Annotated in this window: 10 protein-coding genes; 8 read left to right on the top strand and 2 right to left on the bottom strand. The window is 64.8% G+C overall.

Features of this window, described 5'->3' with window-relative positions; genetic code table 11:
• Window positions 1-4 precede the first annotated feature (4 nt).
• From G473_RS0100370 to G473_RS0100350, 5 genes are all read left to right on the top strand, one after another.
• Window positions 5-787: an SDR family NAD(P)-dependent oxidoreductase gene (locus G473_RS0100370; RefSeq protein ID WP_029011473.1), complete on the top strand. Its 783-nt coding sequence runs from the start codon at window positions 5-7 to the stop codon at window positions 785-787.
• A 200-nt stretch (window positions 788-987) separates the two neighbouring features.
• Window positions 988-1,875 carry an enoyl-CoA hydratase gene (locus tag G473_RS0100365; RefSeq protein WP_029011472.1) on the top strand — a complete coding sequence of 296 codons (888 nt, stop codon included), beginning with the start codon at window positions 988-990 and terminating at the stop codon, window positions 1,873-1,875.
• 3 nt (window positions 1,876-1,878) lie between these two features.
• On the top strand, window positions 1,879-3,564 hold the full coding sequence (locus tag G473_RS0100360) for an acyl-CoA dehydrogenase family protein (protein WP_029011471.1): 1,686 nt from the start codon (window positions 1,879-1,881) through the stop codon (window positions 3,562-3,564).
• 70 nt (window positions 3,565-3,634) lie between these two features.
• Window positions 3,635-4,096: a (2Fe-2S)-binding protein gene (locus tag G473_RS24290; RefSeq protein WP_035704774.1), complete on the top strand. Its 462-nt coding sequence runs from the start codon at window positions 3,635-3,637 to the stop codon at window positions 4,094-4,096.
• On the top strand, window positions 4,093-6,261 hold the full coding sequence (locus G473_RS0100350) for a xanthine dehydrogenase family protein molybdopterin-binding subunit (RefSeq protein ID WP_029011470.1): 2,169 nt from the start codon (window positions 4,093-4,095) through the stop codon (window positions 6,259-6,261). Before G473_RS24290 ends, G473_RS0100350 begins: the two co-directional genes overlap by 4 nt.
• 28 nt (window positions 6,262-6,289) lie before the next feature.
• On the opposite strand, the gene G473_RS0100345 is transcribed toward G473_RS0100350, so the two are convergent.
• A complete protein-coding gene (locus tag G473_RS0100345) occupies window positions 6,290-7,462 on the bottom strand; it encodes an acetyl-CoA C-acetyltransferase (protein WP_029011469.1) in 1,173 nt (390 codons plus the stop codon).
• 116 nt (window positions 7,463-7,578) lie between these two features.
• Here G473_RS0100345 and G473_RS0100340 point away from each other — a divergent pair, with 116 nt between their 5' ends.
• Window positions 7,579-8,430 (top strand): HpcH/HpaI aldolase/citrate lyase family protein, encoded by an 852-nt coding sequence (locus G473_RS0100340; protein ID WP_035704771.1) that lies wholly within the window; start codon window positions 7,579-7,581, stop codon window positions 8,428-8,430.
• Here G473_RS0100340 and G473_RS0100335 read toward each other — a convergent pair whose 3' ends face one another.
• Window positions 8,431-9,810 (bottom strand): M20/M25/M40 family metallo-hydrolase, encoded by a 1,380-nt coding sequence (locus tag G473_RS0100335; RefSeq protein ID WP_210163189.1) that lies wholly within the window; start codon window positions 9,808-9,810, stop codon window positions 8,431-8,433.
• A gap of 740 nt (window positions 9,811-10,550) precedes the next feature.
• Between G473_RS0100335 and G473_RS0100330 the strand changes: the two genes are divergently transcribed.
• The gene (locus G473_RS0100330) at window positions 10,551-11,672 is read left to right on the top strand and encodes an FAD-dependent oxidoreductase (protein WP_245579958.1); all 1,122 of its coding nucleotides are present in this window, start codon (window positions 10,551-10,553) and stop codon (window positions 11,670-11,672) included.
• A gap of 14 nt (window positions 11,673-11,686) precedes the next feature.
• The gene (locus G473_RS0100325) at window positions 11,687-12,589 is read left to right on the top strand and encodes a VOC family protein (RefSeq protein ID WP_029011465.1); all 903 of its coding nucleotides are present in this window, start codon (window positions 11,687-11,689) and stop codon (window positions 12,587-12,589) included.
• Window position 12,590 lies beyond the last annotated feature (1 nt).

Genomic DNA, 12,590 nt, shown 5'->3' with positions numbered 1-12,590 from the left:
GAACATGAAGCTGGGTAACGACATCGCCGCCATCGTCACCGGTGGCGCTTCCGGCCTGGGTGCCGCCACAGCCCGCGCCCTGGCCGCCCTGGGCGTGAAGGTCGCGATTTTCGACATGAATGCCGAAACGGGTGAGGCGCTGGCGACGGAGATCGGTGGTGTCTATTGCGCGGTGAATGTGACGGACGAGGCGGGCGTTGATGCCGGCTTCGCCAAGGCCCGCGCGGCCCATGGGCAGGAACGCATCCTGGTCAATTGTGCCGGTACCGGCAATGTTGTGAAGACGGCCAGCCGGGACAAGGCCACGGGCGAAACGAAGCATTTTCCCATCGATGCCTTTGACCGCATCATCCAGATCAATCTGGTCGGCACCTTCCGCTGCGTCGCCAAATCCGCGCAGGGTATGCTGAGCCTGGAACCGCTGGAGGATGGCGAGCGCGGCGTGGTCATCAATACCAGCAGCGTGGCAGCCCAGGACGGGCAGATCGGTCAGGCGGCCTATGCGGCATCCAAGGGTGGGATCACATCCCTGACCCTGACTGTGGCCCGCGACCTGATGAATGACGGCATCCGCGTCAATGGCATCCTGCCCGGCATCTTTGATACGCCGCTGATGAGCCGGGCGGCGGACGCCGTGAAACAGTCGCTGGCCGCCAGCGTGCCGTTCCCCAAGCGTTTCGGCAAGGCGGAGGAATATGCGGCCCTGGCCCTGTCGATCATCGGCAACACCTATCTGAATGGCGAGAATATCCGCCTGGATGGCGCCATCCGCATGGCGCCGCGTTAAAGGTTGATTTGTGCTGTGGGGCCAATCCCAACCCTTCCCCCAGCCATTGCTGGGGTGAGGGTGATAGGGTGGCATCAACGGTGCCCACAAGTTTTGCATGAATTTTTACAGGGACGGCAGAGGGGAAAGCCCTTCGGGTTGGGCTTGGCTTGACTTTAAATTTGCACTACAGTGCAATTAATGCCGAAGAGGACGGGGACATGGAAAGCCAATCGGAAAGCACCCCGACGGAAATGTTCGTCAAGTATGAGGTCAAGGACGCGGTCGCCTGGATCTGGCTGGTGCGGCCGGAATGCGGCAATGCGCAGAATTACCGGCTGTTGAACCAGCTTGACGATTGTTTCCGCCGCGCCGTGGAGGATGACGGCGTGCGCGCCATCGTGCTGGGTGGGCAGGGCAAGCATTTTTCCGCCGGGCATGATCTGGGCACGCCGGCTAAGGACCGGCATCTGCCGCGTGAGCGGGTGCATCTGTGGGGCGACCACCTGACGCGGGAGGGGGCGGAAGGGCAATATGTGCTGGAACAGGACGCTTATCTGGGCCTGTGCCGCCGCTGGCAGGAAGTCCCGAAGCCGACCATCGCCATGGTCCAGGGAGCGTGTATCGCCGGTGGCGTGATGCTGGCCATGATCTGCGACATGATCGTGGCGTCGGACGATGCCTATTTCCAGGATCCGGTGGTGCGCATGGGCGTGCCGGGCGTGGAATATTCGGCCCACATGTTCGACCTGCCGCCCCGCATTGCGCGGGAATTCATCATGCTGGGCCTGCGTATGCCGGCGCAGCGGGCCTACGATCTGGGCCTGATCAACCGCGTGGTACCGCGTGCCGAACTGGAAAGCCAGACAGCCGCCATCGCCACCGAACTGGCGGCCCATCCGGCCTTCGGCATGGCCCTGGCCAAGCAGTCGATGAATTTCGTGGAGAATATAAGGGGCAAGCGCACCTCCATGGATGCGCTGTTCCACATGCATCACCTGGCCCATGCCCATAACCAACTGGTCACCGGCAATCTGGTGATGAGCATGGGGGCTAAAGCCATGTCGGCTGCCAACAAGGCAGCGGCCGGCGAGGGGGGGAAGGTTTGAGCCATGGCCATTCCGGCAAATGTAAAGAATGAACCCCTGGTCCTGCCCAATCTTCCCCTGTTGTTGCGCGATGCGGCGACGGTAGTGCAGGCATTCGTGGCAGCGGTGCGGGCACCCGTGCTGGCCCGCATCGCTGTGGGCGGCAAGGTTGACCGGCGGCTGGCTGACCTGGAACAGCATATCGTCCATGGCTATGGCTGGTTCTGCGCCTATGCCGAACTGTTGAATCAGGTGGCCGGCTGGGCGGAACGGCTGGACGGGGATGGATTGTTCGGCGAGACCGAGGCGCTGCTGTCACAATTGCTGTTCGCCGAATATGCGGCCCAGCTTTCCGGCGGCATCCCCATGAATCAGGGGGAGGTGATCCGGGCATCCGATCTGGCCGACGATCCTGCCACTCTGGCTTTGTTGCAGGAACCGGTCCTGGTCAGGTTGACGCGGAGTGCCACCCAGGGGGTGAAGACCCGCATTGCCGAACTGCTGGTCGCCGCGCGTGGCCGCCCGACACTGGAACGCACGGGTCTGGACGAGACGATGGAGATGGTCCGCGACCAGTTCCACGTCTTTGGAGAGGAGAAGATCGCCCCCTTTGCCCATGACTGGCACCTGAAGGATGAGTTGATCCCCATCGGTCTGGTGGAGGAGTTGGGCGCCATGGGCGTGTTCGGCCTGACCATTCCGGAGGAATATGGCGGCCATGGCATGGGCAAGACCGCCATGTGCGTGGTGTCGGAGGAATTGTCGCGCGCCTGGATCGGCGTAGGCTCCCTGGCCACACGGTCGGAGATCGCGGGCGAACTGATCCTGTGCGGTGGCACCGAAGCGCAGAAGCAGGAATGGCTGCCCAAGATCGCGTCCGCCGAAATCCTGCCCACGGCGGTGTTCACCGAGCCCAATACCGGTTCCGACCTGGGGGCCTTGCGCACCCGCGCCGTGATCGAGGGCGGCGATTATGTGGTGACAGGCAACAAGACCTGGATCACCCATGCCGCCCGGGCCGATGTGATGACCCTGCTGGTCCGTACCGACCCGGCGACGACGGATTATCGCGGTCTGTCCATGCTGCTGGCGCCCAAGCCGCGCGGGACGGAGGCCGATCCCTTCCCGGCGCAGGGCATGAGCGGCGGGGAGATCGGCGTCATCGGCTATCGCGGCATGAAGGAGTACGAGATCGGCTTCGACGGGTTTCGTGTCGATCGTGCCAACCTGCTGGGTGGGGTGGAGGGCCAGGGCTTCAAGCAGCTGATGGCCACGTTCGAGAGTGCCCGCATCCAGACGGCGGCCCGCGCCGTGGGCGTGGCGCAGGCGGGGCTGGAAACCGGCCTGTCCTATGCGCTGGATCGTATCCAGTTCGGCCGGCCCATCATCGAATTCCCGCGTGTGGCCAACAAGCTGGCGATGATGGCCGCGGAATTGCTGGGCGTGCGGCAGCTTACCTATTTCGCGGCCCGGCAGAAGGATGGCGGCAAGCGCTGCGACCTGGAAGCCGGGATGGCCAAGCTGGTGGCAGCACGCGTGGCCTGGGCGGCGGCGGACAATGCCTTGCAGATCCATGGCGGCAACGGCTTTGCCATGGAATATGCCGTCAGCCGGTTGCTGGCCGATGCCCGCATCCTCAATATCTTCGAGGGGGCAGGTGAAATCCAGGCGCAGGTGATCGCAAGGCGTCTGCTGGATGGCGGGAATTAGAGCGTTTGGGGAGCGTAGGACGTCGTTGCGGCGGCGCCGGCGCCTGAGGCACTGAAAGAGGAGCAGCCGGATGGCGGTGCTGCATATCAATGGCCGGGATGTGACGCTGGCGGCAGCGGCGGATACCCCGCTGCTCTGGGTCATCCGTGACCATCTGAACCTGACCGGCACCAAATATGGCTGTGGCATGGCCCAGTGCGGGGCCTGTACCGTGCTGGCCGACGGCACGCCCATCCGCGCCTGCGTCACCCCGCTGGACAGCGTAGAGGGGATGAAGATCACCACCATTGAGGGGCTGGGCGGTGACCATCCCTTGCAGCAGGCCTGGCAGCGCCACAATGTTCCGCAATGCGGCTATTGCCAGTCGGGCCAGATCATGGCGGCCGTTGCCCTGCTGACAGAGACGCCCAAGCCCAGCGATGAACAGATCACCGATGCCATGTCTGGCAATATCTGCCGCTGCGGCACCTATAACCGTATCAGGGCCGCCATCAAGGATGCCGCCGGCCTGGGTGAAGGGGGACCGGCATGAGCGCGTTCAAACCCAGCCGCCGTACCATTCTGTTCGGTACCGTCTTGGCGGTCGGCGGCGGTGCCCTGATGATCGGACGGATGTGGCCCGATACCCAGAAGACGGAAGCCGCATTGGCCGAGTTTGGCCCTTTCCTGCGCATCGGCTCCGACGGCACCGTTACTGTGATCGCCAAATTCTCCGAACTGGGCCAGGGCGCACAGAGCGGTATGGCGGCCCTGGTGGCCGACGAACTGGACGCCGACTGGTCAAAGGTGAAGGTGGAAACCGCGCCGGCCGATCCGACCCGTTTCGCCCGGCCCTCTTTCAAATTGCAAATCACCGGCGGTTCCGCTTCCATCAGTGACAGTTGGCTGGAACTGCGCCGCACCGGTGCCGCCGCGCGTGCGGTGCTGGTGCAGGCGGCGGCGGCCGAATGGGGCGTGCCGGTCGGCGAAGTGTCGGTGCGCGATGGGGTGATCGCCCATGCCGCCTCAAACCGCAGTGCCGGTTTCGGTGATTTCATCACGGCGGCCGCCCGCCTGGTGCCGCCAGCCGAGCCTGTGCTGAAGCAGCCGGCAGATTTCCGCTTGATCGGGACGGAGTGCGCCACGCGCCTGGACGCGGCAGCCAAGTCCACGGGCAAGGCTATCTTTACCCAGGATGTGCAGTTGCCCGGCCAGTTGGTCGCCATGGTCGCCCATTCCCCGCGCTTTGGCGGCAAGGTCGCACGGTTTGACGATGCGGCGGCAAAGGCGGTGCCGGGCGTGGTGCATGTCGTGGCCGTTTCCAGCGGTGTCGCGGTGGTGGCCAGAGATACCTATGCCGCCCGCCAGGGCCGCGATGCATTGGTGGTGGAGTGGGACGATACGGCAGCGGAAATGCGCTCATCGGACGCCATCCAGGCCGAGTACCAGGAGATGGCGGCGGGCGGGCGCGAGGCACCGTTTGCACCCTTCGTCACCCATGGCGATGCAGCGGCCCTGCTGGGCAAGGGCGACAAGATCATATCGATGGATCTCGCCCTGCCGTTCCTGGCCCATGCGACGATGGAGCCGATGAATTGTGTGGCGCAGGTCGATGGCACGCGCTGCCGCCTCAGCTTCGGTACGCAGAACCATACGGTGGATCAGCGCAACATCGCCAAGCTGCTGGGCGGTACGCCGGAGGAGGTGGAGATCATCACCCTGCCGGCCGGCGGCAGCTTCGGTCGCCGCTCCGTCGCCACGTCGGACTATCAGCGTGAGGCGGTGGAGATTGCCCGTGCCGTGGGAGGCTTCACCCCGGTCAAGCTGGTCTGGACACGTGAAGATGACATGGCCGCCGGCTATTATCGGCCGCTGACCCATCACCATGCCCGCGTGGCGCTGGACAAGGATGGCTATCCCGCCGCTTGGGAACATCGGCTGGTCACCGCTTCCATCCTGACCAGCACGCCCTTTGCCGCCGCCGTCCAGGAGGGCGTGGAAAAGCACGGGGTGGAGGGGACAATCGACAGCCCGTACCTGAAGGCTACGCCCGCCGTCGATGCCAAGGTCTATCACCCGCCCAGCCGCATTCCGGTACTGTGGCTGCGTTCCGTCGGTGCCACGCATACGGCCATGGCGATGGAACACATGGTCGACCAACTGGCCCGCAAGGCCGGCATCGACCCCGCCGATTACCGCCGCGAGCTTTATCGCCGCGCCGGGGCTGACAGCCATCTGGCCGTGCTGGAACTGGCGCTGGAGAAATCCGGCTGGGGCACGGACCTGGAGCCCGGCTGGGCTCGCGGGCTGGCCGTGCATCATTGCTTTGGTTCCACCGTTGCCAATGTCGCGGAAGTGTCACTGGTCGATGGTGAACCGCGCGTCCGGCGCGTCACCGTGGCCGTGGATTGCGGCATCGCCGTTTCCCCCGATCAGGTGCGGGCACAGATGGAGGGCGGCCTGATGTATGGCTTGTCCTACAGCCTGTTCGGTGAGGTGAAGATTGTGGATGGTGTGGTCGAAACCACGAATTTCGACACCTACCGCGTGCTGCGCATGAACGAGGCGCCGGCGGTGGCGGTGCATATCCTGCCATCCGACAAGCCCCCCACTGGGGTGGGGGAACCGGGCACACCCGTCATCGGCCCGGCGGTGGCCAATGCCCTGCTGGCCCTGACGGGCAAGCCGGTGACGGCCTTGCCGCTGGTCAGGGCGTAAAGAGGGGGGGGCGGAGCCCCCGCCATGATCACAGTCGTTCGATGATCGTCACATTGGCCATGCCGCCCGCCTCGCACATGGTCTGCAGGCCGTAGCGCTTGCCATGGGTGTGCAGCGCGCTGACCAGGGTCGTCATCAGCTTGGCGCCGCTGCCGCCCAGTGGGTGGCCCAGGGCGATGGCGCCGCCATGCACATTCAGGCGCGACGGATCGGCACCCAGCACCTTGGCCCAAGCCAGGGGTACGGGCGCGAACGCCTCGTTCACCTCGTAAAGGTCGATCTCGTCCAGGCGCAGGCCGGCCTTTTTCAGTGCCTTCTCCGTGGCCGGGATGGGGGCTTCCAGCATGATCACCGGGTCATGGCCCAGCACGGTCATCGTATGGATGCGGGCCAGCGGCTTTGTGCCCAGGCGCTTCAGTCCGGCTTCGTTGACCACCAGCAGGGCGGCGGCCCCGTCACAGATCTGGCTGGCATTGGCGGCGGAAATGCACCCGCCCTCCTGTAACAGCTTGACCGACCCGATGCCTTCCAGGGTCGCCTCGGCGCGGATGCCCTCGTCGGCCTCATGGATCAATGTGGTGCCATCGGGCAGGGTGACGGTCAGGGGCACGATCTCCCCCTTGAAATACCCGGCCCCAGTAGCGGCTGCCGCGCGCTTGTGGCTTTCCAAGGCGTAGCGGTCCAAATCGTCGCGGGTGAAGCCATATTTCGCCGCCAGCATCTCCGCGCCCTTGAACTGGCTGAAGGGGGTGTCGGGATACCGTGCCTCCAGGCCAGGGCTACGATAGGTGCCATAGCCATGCTGGGCCGGCAGGGTCCAGGGCAGGCCCATGGGTACGCGCGTCATGCTTTCCACGCCCGCCGCGATCACCACATCCATCTGACCGGTCATCACCGTCGCGGCCGCGAAATGCAGTGCCTGCTGCGACGACCCGCACTGGCGATCCACCGTGGTGCCCGGCACGCTTTCCGGCAGGCCGGCCGACAGGGCGGCATAGCGGCCGATATTGGCGCCTTGCTCCCCGCCGGGACAGGCGCAGCCCATGATCACATCCTCAATCGCGCCGGGGTCCACGCCCGATCGTTCCACCAGGCCCTGCAGCACCGCGCCGGCCAGATCTGTGGGATGCCAGCCGGCCAGCCGTCCCCCCCGTTTGCCGCCGGCGCTGCGCGCCACGGCGGTGATGAACGCCTCGGACATGGTTCCTCGTTTTGGCTTTTAAAATTGCGTTGCCGGATACAATTTCATTGCCGCCATCTCTCGTCAAGCGCATTATCCAAATGAATTAAATGAACGCTCTGGGAGGGGCCATCCCCATGCTGTCAATCCGTTGGCGCTCGCTGCTGTTCGTGCCGGCCGATGACGAGATGCGGCGGAGCAAGGCGGCTGCGTCTGGCGCCGATGCCGTGATCCTGGACCTGGAGGACGGCGTGGCGCCCGCGGCCAAATCTGTGGCCCGCGCCGTTATTCAAGAGGCCGCGGCAGCGATTGCCGCTGCCGGGCCGGCGGTTGTGGTGCGTATCAATGCCGGTTGGTTGGCGGCCTTGGAGGATCTGAAGGCCGCCATCGGTCCCAACGTGCGGGCGGTGATGGTGCCAAAGATGGAGGATGTGGCCCGCCTGACGGTGCTGTCCGACATCATGGGCGAACTGGAGGCCGAACGCGGCCTGCCGCCCGGACATACTGGCCTGGTCGTGCTGGTAGAAAGCCCGGCTGGCCTGGCGGTGGCGTCTGCCCTGGCCGCCTGTCCCCGCGTCATCGGCCTGGCCCTGGGGCCGGAGGATTTCGCCGCTTCCATGGGCGTGGCGCCGACCCCGGCGCTGCTGGACCTGCCCAGCCGGCAAGTGGCGTTGGCGGCCGCCACCCATGGGCGCATGGCCCTGGCGGTGCCGCTGTCCATCGCGCAGTTTCGTGATGTGGATGCCTGCGTCGCGGCGGCGATGAAGGGGGCGGAATATGGCGTCACCGGTGCGCTGTGCATCCATCCCAATCAGGTCCGCGCCGCCTCCCAGGCGTTCCAGCCGACGCCAGCGGAACTGGATTTGGCCCGGCGCATTCTGGCCGCCTGGGACAACGCCCAGGCGGCGGTGACCACGCTGGATGGGGCAATGATCGACCTGCCCGTGGTGCTGCGGGCTCGCGCCCTGCTGGCGCACGCCCGGTCCTGATCAGCGGGCGTAGCGCTTTATCAGGGCGTAGAGATAGTCGCGCCCCTCCATGACGCTGCGTACCCGGATACGCTCATTCACGCCATGAGCGCCATTGCCGTCCGCATCCAGCAGGATGCCGGGAATGCCATAGGTGGGAATGCCGGCAGCACTGAGATAGCGCCCATCGGTACCGGCGGTCAGCAGGGTCGGGATCAGCGGCAGGCCCGGAAACAGCTCCCGCGCCACCGCTTCCGCCGGCTCCACGATAGCAGGATCAAGCGGCGGCGGCACGGCCACCACACCAGCCTCACCCACGCGCGACAATTCCACCTTGGTATCGCCGATGGCGTCGCGCAGCAACTTCTCCGTTTCCGCCACACTGTCGCCGGGAAACAGGCGGCATTGGATATGGGCGCGCGCCCGCTGCGGCAGGGCGTTCTCAGCATGTCCGCCGTCCAATGTGGTGGCCACGCAGGTGGTGCGCAGGGTGGCGTTGTGTACCGGGTGGGCCGTCACGGCGGCGATGGTGGCAGTATCGGCCTTGCCTTGGGCCAGCAGGCGCATCTTCGTCCCCAACTCGCCACCAACGACAAGGCCCATCCGGTCGAAATAGGTGCGGTTGGCATCCGTCATCCGTATGGGAAAATTCAGGTCGCGGATGCGCAACAGGGCCAGAGACAGGTCATATATGGCATTGTCGGCACGGGGGCGGGAACTGTGACCGCCGGGATTGACTGCCTCGATCACGAAGGTCTGGGAGTGTTTTTCCCCCACGGCCAGATATAGCGCCTGCGGCTTGCCATCCGCATCGGTCATGCCATAGCCGCCCTCGTTGAAGGCCACGCCGGCTTCCACCGCATCGCGCCGGTTTTCCAGCAACCACTTCACGCCATTGACGGCCTCGCCACTCTCCTCTCCGCAGGTGAGCGCGATCTTGATGGCGCGGCGGGGGCGAAAGCCTTCTGCCTTCAGCCGGATCAGGCTGTCCACCCATATGGCCGACAGGGCTTTGTCATCGATGACGCCGCGCCCGATGAAGTAACCATCCTCCTGCACCAGCTTGTAGGGATCGCGCGGCCAATCCTCCCGCCGGGCCGCCACCACGTCGATATGATCGACCAACAGCATGGCGGGTGCCGTCACATCCGTTCCTTCCAGCCGGGCCACCAGCCCACCATCCTTGGGATGCCCGTCTGGCACGAACAGATCAGCCTGCCCGGGGCCGAAGCCTGCCGTACGCAGCCTGGTCAGCATGCGATTGGCGGCCAAGGTGCAGTCACCCGTGACGTGGCTGGTGTCGGTTTCAACCAGTTCACGATAGATATCGATGAACGTCGACTGGTCAGGCCGCAAGGGCGGCGGCGCCTCACCCGCCATCGCCGCGAAGGGTGACAGCAATAGAAATCCTGCGGTCGTAATGACGACGAACGGTCTGCATGGCATGGTCTGCCCCGTCAGATATTGCACATTGGTGCAATATCCCATTTGGACTCACCCATGTCCACCTGTTCGCCTCCCTGGCGAAATGCCGGACCTTCCGGGGATCGGGATGCCGGCTTTTGATAAGCCTCGATGACTCGTCGCTTGTAGCCGCCCCAGCTTGCAAAATCACCTGTATGGCACGCTTGCGGCACCGTCGCCGAAGGGCGGCGTAACCGGCGTCGGCATTCTCGACTTGGCACACCTCCCTGCCTAGAGCGTAGGCAGTAGTGCCGGGCAACTGTTGGATCAATGAAGGGGGCGTCCGGAGAACCTTGCTTGGCTATGGCGCGCGATCCACCGGTTCGCGGAACGGTTTCCGGGCGGGTCAGGGGGCTAGGCATACCCCGCTCCTGACAGCGCATTCTATGCACACTTGGAAGACACAAGTCGTCGGATGGCGACGTCGGCGCTTGAGGAAAATCGGAATAAGGAGCCCCCTCCATCGGCGTCAACCTATCGGTGAGACCGATCCCTTGTATCCGTACAAACGGTTTTGGTGATTAGTTTGCAGGCCGTATGGTTGGTGTCATGGGGTTCCGTCGCGGGGCACCCCGATAAACCACCCCATAATAATGACCCGCCGCCATCGGCGGGCAGCAGACGGACAATCCGTTTCGATCCTTAGGTAGACGGACTGATCCGGGAGGAAAATAGCTGTGGCTTTGATCCGCAATGCGCTTGTTATCGGCGGCGGTATCGCCGGCATGTCGGCGACCCTGGTGCTGTCGCGCCTGGGTATCGCTGTGGATGTGATTGATCGGGATCCGGCTTGGCGCGTCTATGGTGCCGGCATTTCCATCACCGGCCCCACCATGCGCGTTTTCCAGCATCTGGGCATTCTGGACGATTTTCGTCGTGTGGGTTATTGCGCCAGCAACACGCGGCTGTTTACCCCCACCGGCCACCCGATCGGGGAGGTGACAAGCCCGCCGGTGGCCCCTGACCTGCCAGCGGATGGCGGCATCATGCGCCCGGTGCTGCATGAGATCCTGGCCAGCCGCACCCGCGCCGCTGCCGCCACTGTGCGCCTGGGCGTGATGGTGGATGCCATCAAGCAGGATGCCGAAGGGGTGGATGTCACTTTCAGCGATGGCAGCCAGGGCCGTTACGATCTGCTGATCGGTGCCGATGGCATCTATTCCCGCACCCGTGGGCTGCTGTTCCCCGATGCGCCCAAGCCGCGCTTTACCGGCCAGGCCTGCTGGCGCGTCACCACCGCCCGGCCAGACAGTGTGACAGGCGTGGAAATGTATCTGGGTGCGCCGATCAAGGCAGGGGTCAATCCCTGCTCGCCCGACCAGATGTATCTGTTCGCGCTGGAAACGATTGCCCCCAACACCCGCCATGCTGAAGCCGACCTGCCCGACCTGCTGCGCCAGCGGTTGCAAGGGTTTGCTGGCTCCATCGGCTATGTGCGCGACGCCATCACTGACCAGTCGGTGGTGAATTTCCGCCCGCTGGAGGCACTGCTGCTGCCCGGCCCCTGGCACACGGGCCGCGCCATCCTGATCGGTGATGCCGCCCACGCTACCACCCCGCATCTGGCCTCTGGTGCCGGCATGGCGATCGAAGATGCCGTGGTGCTGGGGGATGAGCTGGCCAAGAATGACAGCCTGGGCGCTGCCTTCGCCGCCTTCATGACCCGCCGTCAGGACCGTGCGGCGCTGGTCGTGAACAATTCTATCCGCCTGGGTGAGATCGAACAGAGCGGCGTTCACAGCGAGGAACATCCCCGCCTGATGAACGCCACCATGGCCGCGCTGGCCCAACCGCTTTAAGGGGATCCCCCGCGATGACCCGCGTTACTGATATCCGTTATGTTGGCTATGCCGTTACCGATCTTGATGCTGAGCGCGCTTTTTACCGGGATAAGTGGGGCCTGCGTGAAGTGGCGGATAAGGATGGCCTGGTCTATTTCGCCACGGAAGGCCACCCGGAACTGTATGTGGTGCGGCTGCGCCCGGCGGATGTCGCCCGGATTGATGTGATCGCGCTGGCTGCTGACAGCAACGCCGATGTGGATGCGCTGCATGACAAGGTGGTCGCCGCCGGTTGTCGCATCATCTTTGCCCCGCGCGCGCTGACCTCCTTTGGTGGCGGCTATGGTTTCCGCTTCTTCGGCAAGGATGGCATGACGTTCGAAGTGTCTGCCGGGGTGGAGCGGGGGCCGTCGCGGCCTGTGGCTGCCAAGGAAGCGCTGCCGGAAAAGATCAGCCACATCGTGCTGCATTCGCCCGATCACAAGGGCATGGTGGCTTTCTTCTGTGATGTGCTGGGCTTCCGCGTGTCGGACTGGCTGGGCGATTTCATGTGCTTCCTGCGCTGCAATGAATGGCACCACCGCATCGCCATCCTGCCCGGCCCGCCCTGCCTGAACCATGTTGCCTATGACATGGCCGACATGGATGCGATGATGCGCGGCGTCGGCAAGCTGAAGCGCAAGGAGGTTGATCTGCGCTGGGGCCCCGGCCGCCACACCGCCGGCAACAACACGTTCAGCTATTTCACCACGCCGGCCGGTTTCGCGGTGGAATATACCGCCGAGCTGGAACGGGTGGATGAGGAAACCTGGGTGGCCACGGTGCATGTGCCCAGCCCGGATGTGATGGACCAGTGGGGTGCCGGCAGCGGCGGCCCGCAGACCATGCCACACCCGGCCCCGGATGCCGGCCTGTTCCAGGCGGTGGAGGTCTGAT

The sequence above is a fragment of the Niveispirillum irakense DSM 11586 genome, assembly GCF_000429645.1.
GTDB classification, from domain to species: Bacteria; Pseudomonadota; Alphaproteobacteria; order Azospirillales; family Azospirillaceae; genus Niveispirillum; species Niveispirillum irakense.
Note: the sequence above shows the minus strand (reverse complement) of the source record. Positions and strands in the feature narration are given on the sequence as shown.